The sequence below is a fragment of the Streptomyces tanashiensis genome, from assembly GCF_014648895.1.
GTDB lineage: Bacteria > Actinomycetota > Actinomycetes > Streptomycetales > Streptomycetaceae > Streptomyces > Streptomyces tanashiensis.
Genome location: NZ_BMRZ01000012.1, coordinates 69,389 through 83,860, shown reverse-complemented (window position 1 = coordinate 83,860; position 14,472 = coordinate 69,389). Strand labels below are relative to the sequence as shown.

Sequence of the window (14,472 nt, the reverse complement as noted above, 5' to 3'; positions counted from 1 at the left end):
TGCCTACCCCTTCACCGGATCTCGACGAGGAGGTCGCCGGCCTCCACCTGCTGGATCCTGGTGATGGCCAGGCGGGACACCCGTCCGCTTCTCGTGGCCGTGATCGAGGCCTCCATCTTCATCGCCTCGATGGTGGCCACCGTCGCGCCGGCCTCGACCTCGTCGCCCTCGGCGACGGCCAGGGTGACCACGCCGGCGAACGGCGCGGCGACGTGGCCGGAGTCGGACCGGTCGGCCTTCTCGGTCACCGGGAGGTCGGCGGCCGCCGCGTTGTCGCGGACCTGGATCGGCCGCAGCTGGCCGTTGAGGGTGGACAGGACGGTACGCATGCCGCGTTCGTCCGCCTCGCCGATGGCCTCCAGCTCGATGAGCAGCCGCACACCGGGCCCGAAGTCGACGGCGTACTCCTTCCCGGGGCGCAGCCCGTAGAAGAAGTCCTTGCTGTCGAGGACGCTGGTGTCGCCGTACGCCTGGCGGTGCGTCTCGTAGGCCTTCGTCGGGCCGGGGAAGAGGAGGCGGTTGAGTGTGGCGCGCCGGTCCTCGGCCAGACCGGTGCGGTCCTCCGCGGTCAGTTCCCGCATCGGCTTGGGGCCGGCGCGGCCCTCCAGCGCCTTGCTGCGGAAGGGCTCGGGCCAGCCGCCGGGCGGCGTGCCCAGCTCGCCGTGGAGGAAGCCGATCACCGAGTCGGGGATGTCGAAACGGTTCGGCGCCGCCTCGAAGTCCTCGGGCGCCACCCCGGCACCGACGAGGTGCAGCGCGAGGTCACCCACCACCTTCGACGACGGCGTGACCTTCACCAGCCGGCCCAGCATCCGGTCCGCGGCGGCGTACGTCGACTCGACGTCCTCGAACCGGTCGCCGAGGCCGAGCGCGACGGCCTGCGTGCGCAGGTTGGAGAGCTGCCCGCCGGGGATCTCGTGGTGGTACACGCGCCCGGTCGGCGAGTCCAGACCCGCCTCGAAGGGGGCGTAGATCTTGCGGACGCTCTCCCAGTACGGCTCCAGGTCGCCGACGGCCTGGAGGTCGAGGCCGGTGGGCCGTTCGGAGTGGTCGGTGGCGGCGACGATCGCCGACAGCGAGGGCTGCGAGGTGGTCCCGGCCATGGAGGCCACCGCGCCGTCCACCGCGTCCGCGCCGGCCTGGATCGCCGCGAGGTACGTGGCGAGCTGGCCGCCGGCGGTGTCGTGGGTGTGGAGGTGCACCGGGAGCTCGAACTCCCGGCGCAGCGCGGAGACCAGCTTCGCCGCGGCGGGGGCGCGCAGCAGACCGGCCATGTCCTTGACCGCCAGGACGTGCGCACCCGCGGCGACGATCTTCTCGGCCAGCCGCAGGTAGTAGTCGAGCGTGTAGAGCTTCTCCGCCGGGTCGGAGAGGTCGGCCGTGTAGCAGAGCGCGACCTCGGCGACGGCCGTCCCCGTCTCCCGTACGGCGTCGATCGCGGGCCGCATCTGGTCGACGTCGTTGAGCGCGTCGAAGATCCGGAAGATGTCGACGCCGGTGGCCGCGGCCTCCTGCACGAAGGCGTCGGTGACCTCGGTCGGGTACGGGGTGTATCCCACGGTGTTACGGCCGCGGAGGAGCATCTGCAGGCAGATGTTCGGCACGGCCTCGCGCAGCGCGGCGAGCCGCTCCCAGGGGTCCTCGGCGAGGAAGCGCAGCGCGACGTCGTAGGTGGCGCCGCCCCAGCACTCCAGGGACAGCAGCTGCGGCAGGGTGTGCGCCACCGTCGGGGCGACGGCGAGCAGGTCCTTGGTCCGGACGCGCGTGGCGAGGAGCGACTGGTGGGCGTCGCGGAAGGTGGTGTCGGTGACGCCGAGGGTCGGCGACTCGCGCAGGCTCCGCGCGAAGCCCTCCGGGCCGAGGGCGGCCAGCCGCTGCCGGGAGCCGGCGGGCGGCTCACCGGCGGGCAGCCGGGGCAGCTTGGTGGCCGGGGCGATCAGGTCGGGGCGGGGGCCGTGCGGCTTGTTCACCGTGACGTCGGCGAGGTAGGTCAGCAGCTTGGTGCCGCGGTCCGCCGAGTGGCGCGCGGTGAGCAGCTGCGGCCGCTGCTCGATGAAGGCCGTCGTGACCCGCCCGGCCTGGAAGTCCGGGTCGTCGAGGACCGCCTGGAGGAACGGGATGTTCGTGGACACGCCCCGGATGCGGAACTCCGCCACCGCGCGCCGGGCCCGGTCGACGGCCGTCCTGAAGTCCCGCCCCCGGCAGGTCAGCTTGACCAGCATCGAGTCGAAGTGGGCGCTGACCTCCGTACCGGCGTGGGTGGTGCCGCCGTCGAGCCGGATGCCCGAGCCGCCGGGCGAGCGGTACGCGCTGATCATGCCGGTGTCCGGGCGGAAGCCGTTGGCCGGGTCCTCGGTGGTGATCCGGCACTGCAGCGCGGCACCGCGCAGGACGACGGACTCCTGCGCCAGACCGAGGTCGGCGAGGGTCTCCCCGGCCGCGATGCGCAGCTGCGACTGCACCAGGTCGATGTCGGTGACCTCCTCGGTCACCGTGTGCTCGACCTGGATGCGCGGATTCATCTCGATGAAGACGTGGTTGCCGTCGGGGTCGAGGAGGAACTCCACGGTGCCCGCGTTGCGGTAGCCGATGTGGCGGGCGAACCTCACGGCGTCGTCGCAGATCCGCTGCCGCACCACCGGGTCGAGGTTCGGGGCGGGCGCCAGCTCGATCACCTTCTGATGGCGCCGCTGCAGCGAGCAGTCCCGCTCGTACAGGTGGATGACGTCGCCCTCGCCGTCGGCGAGGATCTGCACCTCGATGTGGCGCGGGTCGACGACGGCCTTCTCCAGGAAGACGGTGGCGTCGCCGAACGCGGACTCGGCCTCACGGGCCGCCGCCTCGATGGACTCGCGCAGCGCCGCCGGGTCCTCGACCCGCCGCATGCCGCGCCCGCCGCCGCCGGCGACGGCCTTGACGAACACCGGGAAGCCGATGGACTCGGCGGCCGCCACCAGTTCGTCCACGTCGGTGGAGGGCGCCGAGGAGCCGAGCACGGGCACGCCGGCCTCACGGGCGGCGGCCACCGCACGGGCCTTGTTGCCGGTCAGCTCCAGGGTCTGCGCGGACGGGCCCACGAACGTGATGCCCGCCTCCTCGCAGGCGCGTGCCAGTTCCGGGTTCTCGGACAGGAATCCGTAGCCCGGGTAGACGGCGTCCGCGCCGGCCAGGCGGGCCGCCCGGATGATCTCCGCCACGGAGAGGTAGGCCCGCACCGGATGTCCGGGCTCACCGATCTCGTACGCCTCGTCGGCCTTCAGCCGGTGCAGAGAGTTGCGGTCCTCGTGCGGAAAGACGGCAACCGTGCGCGCCCCCAGTTCATAGCCGGCGCGGAACGCGCGAATCGCGATCTCCCCGCGATTGGCCACCAGTACCTTGCGGAACATCATGATCCCTTCACCCTGCCGGTGATGAGCACTACGGGTCGCCGACACCTCCCCGCGTACGCGGTGCCCTCAGCGGCACGCGCCCGCGTCGCGCCCGGCTCGTTCCGGCAACGCTAAGGGCTGCGCCGTGGCCTTCTGAAGGACCCACGACAGTGACATGGATCATCGCCACCCGGCTGCCCGCCAGGTGTACCGAACGCTTCCGCACCGTAGGGCGGCCTCCGTCAGGTCACTCCGCCGGCAGGCGCGGCGTGCGCGGCGGCGCCGTGCGCCGGCCGCCGGTCTTCTCGAAGGCAGCCGCGAGGGAGAGCAGCGCGTTGTCGTCGTAGGCGCGGCCCGCGAAGGTCAGCCCGACGGGCATGCCGGTGTCCGTCATGGTGCCCATGGGCACGGTCACGGTCGGGATGCCGAGGTGGCGGGGGACCAGGTTGCCGTTGGCGACCCAGACGCCGTTGCGCCAGCCGAGGTCGGCGGAGGCCACGTCGACGTCCATGTCCGCGGGGCCCACGTCGGCCACCGCGGGGAAGACCACCGCGTCCAGGCCCAGTCCGTCCATCCACTCCTCCAGGTCGACCCGGCGCGTCTCCTCGAGCCCGCGCAGCCCCTGCTCCAGGTGCGGCATATCGGTGAGGGACGCGTACGGGCGCTCGCGCACGAAGCGGGGGTACTCGCCGATCGTGTCGTCGAAGCCCTCGTACCGGTCGGGGAGTTCGCCCTCCTGCTTGGGCCAGATGCGGGCGGGGTCGACGTCGGCCAGGGTGGAGAGCGCCGGGTCGCCGTTGGCGCGCAGGAAGTCGTCCCAGGCCCAGGCGGACAGGTCCTCGATCTCGAAGGTGAGGTACGCGCGGCTGACCAGGCCGCGGGTGAGCAGCGAAGGCGCTCCGGGGCGGTCGGACTCGTAGTTCGACACCACGGGGAAGTCGACCTCGACCACCTCGGCGCCGGCGGCCTCCAGGTCGCGGCGGGCGGCTTCCCACAGGGTGATCACCGAGGGGCGCGTGTCGATGCGCTGTCCGGTCTGGCCGCCGATGCCTCCGTCGGGGTTCGTTCCGGCGTCGGGGTCGGCGTTGATGTACATCCGGGGCACGCCGACGCGCTTGCCGGCGAGCGTCTCGGACGCGGCCTCGGCGTCGGCGGGTGCGAGGGCCGGGTAGGAGGCGGGGCGCACCTCGGACGCCGAGGGGAGGGCCACCCACGGCTGCGCGCGCCACAGGTCCCCGCGCGGGTTCGGGTCGTCGGCGACGACGACGTCGAGCAGTTCGAGCAGGTCGGCCATGGTGCGGGTGTGCGGGACCACGACGTCCATGGTCGGGACGAGCGGCCAGTTGCCGCGGACCGAGATCACGCCGCGGCTGGGGGTGTAGGCGCACAGCGCGTTGTTCGAGGCGGGGGCGCGGCCCGAGGACCAGGTCTCCTCGCCGAGGCCGAAGGCGCCGAAGGACGCCGCCGTCGCCGTGCCGGAACCGTTGGAGGAGCCGGAACCGTAGGCGCTGGTGAGCCAGTCGGCGCTGTACGGGCTCTCCGCACGGCCGTACACGCCACGCTGCATGCCGCCGTTCGCCATCGGGGGCATGTTGGTCAGGCCGATGAGGACCGCGCCGCCCGCGCGCAGCCGCTCGATGGCGAAGGCGTCGCGCTGGGCGACGAGGTGCTCGAACGCCGGGGAGCCGGACGCGGCCGTGAGCCCCTCGGCGAGGTAGCTGTCCTTGGCGGTGTACGGGATGCCGTCCAGCGGGCCCAGCGTCTCGCCGCGGGCGCGGCGGGCGTCGGAGGCCTCGGCTTCCGCCCGGGCGTGCGGGTTCATCACGACCATCGCGTTCAGGGCGGTGGCGGTCCCGGGCCGGTCGTACGCGTCGATCCGCGCGAGGTAGGCGTCGAGCAGTCCGACCGAGGTCGTCTCGCCCTTCTCCAGCGCTGCACGCAGGTCGGCGATACAGGTCTCCACGACATCGAATGCGCGCGTCATGTGGGTGTCTCCTGGGTGGTGGGTGGAGCAGGCGGGCCGCCGGCGGCCCGCCGTCGGGGCGACCGCACAGCCGGCCGTCACACTCCCCGTCGCGTTGACTAGATTTTCAGTCTAGACTAACGGTCTAGATGTTCGGAACCTAGACTTGGCTGCTGGATTTCCGGAACCGAAAGTGAGCTCATGGCGACGTCAGAGACCGGGCCCACGCTGCCCGACCGCCTCCCGCCCGACGGCGTGACCGGGGCGGCGGGCGCCGGGACCGGAGCCGCCTCGCGGCCCGCGGCCCGGGTCCCGATCGACAGGAAGCGCCAGCCCAGCGGGGACGAGGCGCGGGAGCGGGCCATGCGGGCCGCCATCAGTGTCATCGCCGAGAAGGGCACGGCGGCCCTGCGGATGTCGGACATCGCCGCGCGGGCCGGCATGAGCACCGGGCACATCCTCTACCACTTCGGCAAGAAGGACCGGCTGCTGCTCGAGGTCCTCGCCTGGAGCCAGGCGGACCTCTGGACCCGGTTCCAGCAGGCCGCCGACCAGGCCGCGTCCCCTGCCGAGAAGCTGGAGCTGTTCGTCCGCTCCTACCTGCCCCGCCACCAGGGCGACGAACGCTACGCGCTGTGGACGCAGGTGCTCGCCCAGCGCCACGACGAAGCGGGCCGCCGCATCCTCACCGAGCTGCTGGACGGCTGGGACGAGCGCCTGGAAGCCATCCTTCGCGAGGGCCGTGACCTGGGACACTTCGCCGACGTGGACCTCCCCGAGTTCACCATCCGGGCCGTGGCCATGCTGAGCGGGCTCTCCGAGGACGTGATGTTCGGACGGTCCCGCTGGGAGCACACCTCCGCACACGCATTCGCCCTGTCGGCCCTCGAACGCGAACTGCGCCCTCCTGGCCAGGGCTGACGGCGGGCCCCGGGAAGCACGCCGACGTGTCCTGACGCGACGGAGCCGGAGGACGGTTCGGCTTCGTCTCATGTGCCGCGATCAGTCATGCGACGTTCCAGACGCACAACCGGCCGAGGAAGGACGCTGCCAGCATCGTGCCGTCCGGGCTGTACGCCACGCTGGAAGCCCCGCCCTCCCCGGCCACGGGGGGAGGTACCTCGTGGAGTTCCCGCGTGGCGACGTCCCAGAGCTTCAACCCGCTTCCGGTGGCACCGGCGAGGGTCTTGCCGTCATGGCTGAAGGCGACCTGATGGATGAACCAGTCGAAGTTGCTGCTCCCGCCGTCGAAGGAGAGGGCGCCGATCCTGGACCGGAAGTCCGTGTTCCACAGCAGTACCCTCTCGTCGGCGGTGGCGCTCGCCAGCATCGTGCCGTCCGGGCTGTAGGCGAGGCCCTCGAAGCTGTCGTCTGTGGTGATGGAGTCCGTGGTCCTGCGGCTGGAGACATCCCAGAAACGGATGATCCCAGCCTCGTTGCAGGCCGCCAGCGTTCTGCCGTCCGCAGTGAACACCAGGCCGGTGTGCGACTTGCCTTGGCCGTTCGTGCGGGCGACGGGGTCGACGAGCGTGGTGATCCGGGTGTGGTCGGCCGCGTCCCACAGGGTGATCGTGCCCTTGGCGTTGGCGCAGGCAAGGATCGCGCCGCCCGGGGCGAACGCAAGGCGCTGAACGGTGAGCGGGTCGTACGCGGTGTCCGTCAGACGGGCGACCGGCTTGCCCGAGGCGACGTCCCACAGGGTGGTGGCACTGTCCTCGGCCGCGGCGAGCACCGTGCCGTCCGCGCTGAATGCCACATCCCTGATTCCCTCATATCTCACCTTTCGGCGATCGTCGAAGGTCGCGGTCTGCTGCGGGCCGCTGCTGTCCCACAGCGTGACGGCACCCTCGCTCGTACCGACAGCGATGACCGAATTGTCCGGGGCGAACGCCAGGCACTGCACGACGCCGCCGTGTTTCGGTGTGACCCGGGGGCCATAGAGGGTGCCTGGGCGCCGTGTGGGGGACGGGCGACCCTTGCTCCCGGCCGGTTTCGTACTCGGCGTCGCGGAGCTGCCCTTGCCTCCCGTGGCACCTCGGCCGTCGAACATCCTCCACCCGATGGGCACCGCGACGGCAGCCGCGAGCCCCGTGCCGATCAGCAGCGTTCGCCGGCTCGGGCGGGAGCTCGGTGCGCCGGCGGGTGGCGGCTGGTCGGGGCCGTCGGCCGGAGACTGCGGTTCTGCCGGCGGGAGGGACGGCCCCACGAGAGTACGGACGATGGTCGTCGCGTCGGCCGCGGCGACCAGCGTGTCCCCGGCCGACATTCCCAGGTACCGTGCCGCCTCGGCTTGCTGTGCGTCGATCAGCGCGTGCACTGCGGGCGGCCAGGGGCGCCCGGAGCCGACTTCTCCGCTCCCGATGGACGCCAGAACTTCCGCCGGAGCGGGACGCGCGTCCGGGTGCTTGGCGAGACACGGAGCGATGATGTCCCGCAGCCTTCGCGGGAGAGCGCCGAGGTCGGGCTCCTTGTGCACGACGTTGTACAGCGTCTGCGGCGTGGAGTGGCCCGCGAACGGGCTCGTACCGGTGTAGGCCAACAGCAGCATCGTGCCGAACGAGAACATGTCGCTCGCCGGCGTGATCCGCCTGCCCTCCGCCTGCTCGGGTGACATGAACCCCGGTGAGCCGACCAACGAGCCAGTACTCGTGATCTCGCTGCCGCCGTCGCTGTCGGCGGCCCGCGCGATGCCGAAGTCGATCACCCGGCACCCGTCCGCGGTCAGCAGTACATTGGACGGCTTCAGATCGCGGTGGATCAACCGCGCACCATGGACGTCGACCAGGGCCGCCAGAAGCCCCACGGCCAACCGCAGCACCGCGCGAAGAGGCAGCGCTCCCGAGGCGTCCAGGACCTCGCGCAGCGACGGCCCCGGCACGAATGCGGAGGCCAGCCAGGGGAGTTTCGCGTCCGCGTCGGCGTCGATCACCGCCGCGGTGTGTAAGCCGGATACTCGGCGGGAAGCATCGACCTCGCGGCGGAACCGTGCCCGGAAGCCCTCGTCCTCCACCAACTGCGCGTGGACCACCTTGACCGCGACGACCTGGCCATCGTCGGTACCGCCCAGCAACACCCGCCCCATCCCGCCCCGGCCGAGCTCGGCCACCACCCGGTACGGGCCGACCTCCGGTCCATCCGACGCTTCCAGCGGCTTCACTGGCCCTCCCCATCAGAAAGCGCTCCTACGCGACGTCCGTGCCGCGTAGATCCGCTGACATCCTTCCCCACCGCCACCCTGCGGGACGGACCAACCGTGCAACCACACTGGCGCTGCGGTGAGATATCCCGGGCGGGCAAAGGATGGTGACAGATGCCCTAGGCAGCCAGGTCTCCACGAGCAGTACCCAGCGGGCTTCGGCTCGCTCCTTCTCCGGATGCCGGCGCTTCGCAACCTGAACTGGTTGGGGTGGCCAAGGTGACGCGCTTGATGTCCGGCGTCTGCAAGGGGGCTTCGACGATCGGAGCCGTGGGGCGAGGAGCCGAGCCGCTCGACGCGGAGATGCTGGACGGCTTCGCCGCGACCCTCGGCGTACCGGTCGCCGTGCCGGCCGAGTTGACCGGCGTCCGCCCGTCGACGGCGAGCCGCACGCCCACACCCGAGGCGGTCGACACCGCTGCGCCGATCTGGGAGATCAGGCACCTGACCGGGGAGCGGAAAGGTCAGCTCACCGCGTACGCGGAGGTGCCGGGCCGGGAGTGACGATGCCTGCCCGGCGGCTGCGGGAGGGCGGGAAGCCTCCACGCCTCCCGCCCTCCTCGTGTGGGCGGCACCGGACCCTCATCCGGTGCCGCCGCGCCGCCCGGGGGCCCTCAGCCCGGGCTACCGGGTCTCTCCTCCCGGTCGTACGTGTGGAACCCGTGGCCCGTCTTGCGGCCGAACAGGCCCGCCTCCACCATGCGCAGGAGCAGGGGCGGCGGGGCGTAGAGCGGTTCCTTGAACTCGTCGTACAGCGATTCGGCGAGGGAGGCGACGGTGTCGATGCCGATCAGGTCGGCGAGCCGGAGCGGGCCCATCGGGTGGGCGCAGCCGAGTTCCATGCCCCGGTCGATGTCCGTCGCGGTGGCGAAGCCGGACTCGGTCATGCGGATCGCGGAGAGCAGGTAAGGGGACGAGGAGGGCGTTGACCACGAAGCCGGCGCGGTCGAGCCTGCCACGCCGGACGGCCCGTCGGAGGGAGACGGTGATCCGCTCGCGGGCCGCCGCGGCCGCGTGGCCGGTCGCCTCGCACAGCCGGGTGTCGAGTCCCGCTCGTGCGCACACCTCGGCGATGCCGGCGCCCATCCGGCCCCCGCCGACGATCCCCACGCGGCGGATCTCGTCGGCGCTCATGCCGTCGCCTCCGTGGTGACGGTCCGGACGAGGTGGCGCGCATAGGCCTCGGGGGTGAAGAACAGGGGCAGTTCGGCGGCGAGAGCGGTGCGCTCGAACAGTTCGCGGACCTCGTCGACCGCCGCCCACGGGTACTCCGCGCCGAGCCGTGCCAGCTCCTCGTCGAGCACCAGGAGCACGGCCTCCCGGTCGATCACCCGGTGCCGCAGCCACTGCCAGATCTGCACGCGGGCGATCTCGGCGGTGGCGGCGTCCTCCATCAGACCGTCGATCGCGACGGCCCCCCGGCCGCGCATCCAGACGTCGAAATAGCGCAGGGCCACCGCGATGTTGGTGCGCACGCCTTCCTCGGTCGGCGGGCCGCTGATCCGGCGCACGGAGAGCAGGTCCGTCGCCGAGGTCTCCACGTCGTCGCGGGTCCGGTGGATCTGGTCGGGCCGCTCGCCCAGGACACCGTCGAAGACCTCCCGGCAGAGGGGGACGAGGCCCGGGTGGGCGACCCAGGAGCCGTCGAAGCCGTCCTCGGCCTCGCGTTCCTTGTCGAGCCGCACCGTGGCGAGGGCGGCCTCGTTCGCCGCCGGGTCCTTGCTGGGGACCTGGGCGGCCATGCCGCCGATGGCGTGGGCGCCGCGCCGGTGGCAGGTGCGGACCAGGAGCTCGGTGTACGCGCGCAGGAACGGGGCGGTCATGGTGACCTTCACGCGATCGGGGAGCAGAAAGTCGGTGCGGTGGCCGAAGGTCTTGATCAGGCTGAACAGGTAGTCCCAGCGCCCCGCGTTGAGGCCGGAGCTGTGCTCGCGCAGCTCGTAGAGGATCTCCTCCATCTGGAACGCCGCGGTGACCGTCTCGATCAGGACGGTGGCGCGGACGGTGCCGCGGGGGATGCCGAGCAGGTCCTGGGCGAGGACGAACACGTCGTTCCACAGCCGCGCCTCGTAGTGGTTCTCCAGCTTGGGAAGGTAGAAGTACGGGCCGTGACCGGCGTCGATCTGGCGCTGCGCGCAGTGGAAGAAGTACAGGCCGAAGTCGACCAGGGACGCGGGGACGGGGCGGCCGTCGAACTCCAGGTGCTCCTCGTCGAGATGCCAGCCGCGTGGCCGGACCATGAGGGTGGCGGGGTTCTCTGCGAGGCGGTACTCCTTGCCGCCGTCGGAGGTGAAGTCGATCCGCCGCTCGATGGCGTCGAGGAGGACGAGCTGGCCCCCGATGACGTTGTCCCAGGTGGGCGCGGTGGCGTCCTCGAAGTCGGCCATCCACACGCACGCTCCGGAGTTGAGCGCGTTCACGGCCATGCGGCGTTCGGGCGGGCCGGTGATCTCGACCCGGCGGTCGGCCAGGCCCGGTGCGGGAGGGGCGACCCTCCAGGTCCGGTCGGCGCGGACGGCCGACGTGGCGACAGGGAAGTCGAGCGGTGTCCCGGTGGCCAGACGGATGGCCTGCCTGCGGCGCTCCTTCAGGAGCCACTGGCGGCGCTCGCCGAAGGCGGCGGCCAGTCTGCCGACGAAGGCGAGGGCGGCGGGGGTGAGGATCTCGTCGTGGCGGTCACCGGGCGCGGCCAGGACACGGACGTGACGGGTCGGGGCGCTGGTGGTCATCGGACTCTCCTGAGCTGCAAGGGGAACGGGGGCGGGCGGAGACGGTCGCTCGCCCCCGTTCGGCCGGGACGCGAACCGCCGGGTCGCGAACCGCCGGGTCGCGGTCACGGCGGTGCCTAGTGGAACTGCTCCTCCTCGGTGGAGCCGGCGAGCGCCGTGGTCGAGGAGGCCGGGTTGACGGCGGTGGAGACCAGGTCGAAGTAGCCGGTGCCGACCTCGCGCTGGTGCCTGACGGCGGTGAAGCCCTGGGCCTGGGCGGCGAACTCCCGCTCCTGGAGGTCGACGTACGCCGTCATGCCGTGGTCGGCGTAGCCGCGGGCGAGGTCGAACATGCCGTGGTTGAGGGAGTGGAAGCCGGCCAGGGTGATGAACTGGAACGTGTAGCCCATGGCGCCGAGTTCGCGCTGGAACTTGGCGATCTGATCGTCGTCCAGGGCCGCCTTCCAGTTGAAGGAGGGCGAGCAGTTGTAGGCGAGCATCCGGCCGGGGTGCTTCGCGTGGATCGCCTCGGCGAACTCGCGGGCCTGGGCGAGGTCCGGGGTGCCGGTCTCGACCCAGATGAGATCGGCGTACGGGGCGTAGGCCAGCCCGCGGGCGATGACCGGGGCCATGCCGTTCCGGACGCGGTAGAAGCCCTCGGCGGTGCGCTCGCCGGTGACGAACTCCGCGTCGCGCTCGTCGACGTCGCTGGTCAGCAGGTTCGCGGCGAGGGCGTCGGTCCGGGCGATGATCAGAGTCGGCACGTCGGCGATGTCGGCCGCGAGCCGGGCCGCGTTGAGGGTGCGGACGTGCTGGGAGGTGGGGACGAGCACCTTGCCGCCGAGGTGGCCGCACTTCTTCTCGGAGGCGAGCTGGTCCTCGTAGTGGACGCCCGCGGCACCGGCCGCGATCATCGCCTTCGTCAGCTCGAAGGCGTTGAGCGGCCCGCCGAAGCCGGCTTCGGCGTCGGCGACGATCGGGGCCAGCCAGTCGGTGGTGTCCGTGCCGCCCTCGGCGGTGGCGATCTGGTCGGCGCGCAGCAGCGCGTTGTTGATCCGACGGACCACCTGGGGAACGGAGTTGACGGGGTAGAGGCTCTGGTCGGGATAGGTGTGCCCGGCCTGGTTGGCGTCGGCGGCGACCTGCCATCCGGACAGGTAGATCGCCTGGAGCCCGGCCCGCACCTGCTGGACGGCCTGCCCGCCGGTGAGCGCGCCGAGCGCGTGGACGTAGTCGAGTTCGTGCAGCTGCCGCCACAGGCGCTCGGCCCCGCGCCGGGCGAGGGTGTGCTCCTCGCGGACGCTGCCGGAGAGCCGGACCACGTCGTCCGCGGAGTACGTGCGCTCGACACCCGCCCAGCGGGGGTCCGTCGCCCAGCGGCGCGCCAGCTCTTCGGCCGCCTGTGCCGTCGACTCTGCCATGAGTGTCACCGTCTCCTTCGTGCTTGCACCCGTGCCAAGACAGCTACGTTGCTCAGCGTCGTGGCACTGCGTGTCTGATGGTGGGATGCGGCCCGCCGCCATCCGGGCGGGCGGAGCGAGCAATCTGCGCCGATCCAGGGCTGTGCTGACCGGGATCACCGAAGTCAGGGCATGATTCGGGTCTCGATCGCGCCCTGGACCTGTCAGGTCCGGCGGGCCGCACTCAGACTCTGGCACTGGCACTGGGTGTCATCAACCGTGGACGCATGCCAAGTTCTGCGAAGGATCTCGCTGCCTTTTGCCATGTTTGCCAAGGACGTGGACGAGGCTCGGCGGCGTACGCTGCCGCAGAAGTCCTGACCGAGCGGGAGGCCGAAGGTGAGCAAGACGTACGCGGGGGCACGACTGCGACGGCTGCGCGAGGACCGTGGAATGAGCCAGGCGGAGCTGGCCCGCACCCTGGCCATCTCTCCCAGCTACCTCAACCAGATGGAACACGACGCGAGACCCCTGACGGTGCCCGTGCTGCTGCGTCTGACCGAGGCCTTCGGCGTGGACCCGGGGTTCTTCTCCGAGCGGGACACCAGCCGTCTCGTCGCGGACCTCCGCGAAGCGCTGTCGGGGGAGCTCGCAGCAGCCCGGGTCTCCACCTCCGACCTGGCCGACCTCGCCTCACGCATTCCGGCGGTCGCCCACGTTCTGGTCGACCTGGGGCGGCGCAACCAGCGTCTCGCCGAACGGCTCGCCGACGCGGCGGATCCACGGGGAGCCGACCCGGAGCTGCCGCGCTCCCCGCACGAGGAGATCCGAGACTTCTTCTACCGCCGGCAGAACTATCTCCACGAGACCGACCTCGCGGCCGAGGCGCTCGCGAAGGAGATCGGCATCAGGCCCGGCGACGTCATCACGGCCCTGACCGCCCGGCTCACCGACCACCACGGCGTCCGCTTCTCGTCCGAGTCGGGTGACCGTCTGCACTCCTACGACGAGCGGACCCGCACCCTGCGGCTCTCGGCACGCCTGCGCCCCGGGCAGCGCGCCTTCCGCATGGCCACGCAACTCGCCCTGCTGGAGTACGGGGACGGCCTGGACCGGCAGGCGGCCGAGGACTTCTCGCCCGGCGGCCCGGCCCACCAGCTCGCGCGCATCGGCATCGCGAACTACTTCGCCGCCGCGCTGCTCCTGCCGTACGAGGCGTTCCACGCGGCGGCGGAGGAGTTCCGGTACGACATCGAACGGCTCACCGACCGCTTCGGGCTCGGCTACGAGACGGTCTGCCACCGCCTCAGCACCCTCCAGCGCCCCCGCCTGCGCGGCGTCCCCTTCTCCTTCGTCCGCGTCGACCGGGCCGGCAACATGTCCAAGCGGCAGTCCGCCACCGGCTTCCACTTCTCCCGGGCGGGCGGCACCTGCCCGCTGTGGAACGTGTACGAGGCGTTCGCCGCGCCCGGCCGCATCCACGTCCAGATCGCCGCCATGCCCGACGGGCAGCGTTACCTGTGGACCGCCCGTGCGCTCACCCGTCACCGGGGCGGCTGGGGCGAACCGGGCAAGACCTTCGCCCTCGGGCTCGGCTGCGAGGTCCGCCACGCCCACCGCCTCGTGTACTCGGACGGCCTGGATCTCGACAACGCTGCCGCCGCCACCCCGATCGGCATGGGATGCCGCGTCTGCGAACGGCTCGACTGCCCCCAGCGGGCCGCCCCACCCCTCGGGCGCCCCCTCCGGATCGACCAGAACGCGACCACCTTCGTCCCGTACCCCGTGGCCGACCCGCCGGCCTGAGCCGTGCCCGTCCGGCCGATGCCGCGAGGAA

At 71.9% G+C, this 14,472-nt stretch carries 8 protein-coding genes and 1 pseudogene; 3 read left to right on the top strand and 6 right to left on the bottom strand.

Features of this window, described 5'->3' with window-relative positions; genetic code table 11:
- Positions 1-11: 11 nt before the first annotated feature.
- Positions 12-3,386, bottom strand: coding sequence for a pyruvate carboxylase (locus tag IE237_RS28830; protein WP_189805165.1), 3,375 nt, complete (start codon positions 3,384-3,386; stop codon positions 12-14).
- A gap of 229 nt (positions 3,387-3,615) precedes the next feature.
- Complete coding sequence (locus tag IE237_RS28825; RefSeq protein ID WP_189805041.1) at positions 3,616-5,352, bottom strand: amidase; 1,737 nt, start codon at positions 5,350-5,352, stop codon at positions 3,616-3,618.
- A 180-nt stretch (positions 5,353-5,532) separates the two neighbouring features.
- Here IE237_RS28825 and IE237_RS28820 point away from each other — a divergent pair, with 180 nt between their 5' ends.
- Positions 5,533-6,252 carry a TetR/AcrR family transcriptional regulator gene (locus tag IE237_RS28820; protein WP_229842946.1) on the top strand — a complete coding sequence of 240 codons (720 nt, stop codon included), beginning with the start codon at positions 5,533-5,535 and terminating at the stop codon, positions 6,250-6,252.
- 85 nt (positions 6,253-6,337) lie between these two features.
- On the opposite strand, the gene IE237_RS28815 is transcribed toward IE237_RS28820, so the two are convergent.
- Positions 6,338-8,488, bottom strand: a complete 2,151-nt coding sequence (locus IE237_RS28815) for a WD40 repeat domain-containing serine/threonine protein kinase (protein ID WP_189805040.1) — start codon at positions 8,486-8,488, stop codon at positions 6,338-6,340.
- Positions 8,489-8,797: 309 nt separating this feature from the next.
- Between IE237_RS28815 and IE237_RS28810 the strand changes: the two genes are divergently transcribed.
- Positions 8,798-9,031 (top strand): hypothetical protein, encoded by a 234-nt coding sequence (locus tag IE237_RS28810; protein WP_189805039.1) that lies wholly within the window; start codon positions 8,798-8,800, stop codon positions 9,029-9,031.
- 110 nt (positions 9,032-9,141) lie between these two features.
- On the opposite strand, the pseudogene IE237_RS28805 reads toward IE237_RS28810, so the two are convergent.
- From IE237_RS28805 to aceA, 3 genes and pseudogenes are all read right to left on the bottom strand, one after another.
- Positions 9,142-9,613 (bottom strand): annotated as a pseudogene (locus IE237_RS28805) (3-hydroxyacyl-CoA dehydrogenase family protein).
- A 44-nt stretch (positions 9,614-9,657) separates the two neighbouring features.
- Complete coding sequence (gene aceB / locus IE237_RS28800; RefSeq protein WP_189805038.1) at positions 9,658-11,256, bottom strand: malate synthase A; 1,599 nt, start codon at positions 11,254-11,256, stop codon at positions 9,658-9,660.
- 116 nt (positions 11,257-11,372) lie between these two features.
- Positions 11,373-12,656 carry an isocitrate lyase gene (aceA, locus tag IE237_RS28795; protein ID WP_189805037.1) on the bottom strand — a complete coding sequence of 428 codons (1,284 nt, stop codon included), beginning with the start codon at positions 12,654-12,656 and terminating at the stop codon, positions 11,373-11,375.
- A gap of 378 nt (positions 12,657-13,034) precedes the next feature.
- Here aceA and IE237_RS28790 point away from each other — a divergent pair, with 378 nt between their 5' ends.
- Entirely contained in the window at positions 13,035-14,441 is a 1,407-nt protein-coding gene (locus IE237_RS28790) for a short-chain fatty acyl-CoA regulator family protein (RefSeq protein WP_189805036.1), read from the top strand.
- Positions 14,442-14,472 lie beyond the last annotated feature (31 nt).

Bases quoted from the DNA above. Each gene is read 5' to 3' on its own strand.
- IE237_RS28820 (WP_229842946.1), top strand. From the start codon at position 5,533: ATGGCGACGTCAGAGACCGGGCCCACGCTGCCCGACCGCCTCCCGCCC.
- IE237_RS28825 (WP_189805041.1), bottom strand. From the start codon at position 5,352: ATGACGCGCGCATTCGATGTCGTGGAGACCTGTATCGCCGACCTGCGT.
- aceA (WP_189805037.1), bottom strand. From the start codon at position 12,656: ATGGCAGAGTCGACGGCACAGGCGGCCGAAGAGCTGGCGCGCCGCTGG.
- IE237_RS28830 (WP_189805165.1), bottom strand. From the start codon at position 3,386: ATGTTCCGCAAGGTACTGGTGGCCAATCGCGGGGAGATCGCGATTCGC.
- aceB (WP_189805038.1), bottom strand. From the start codon at position 11,256: ATGACCACCAGCGCCCCGACCCGTCACGTCCGTGTCCTGGCCGCGCCC.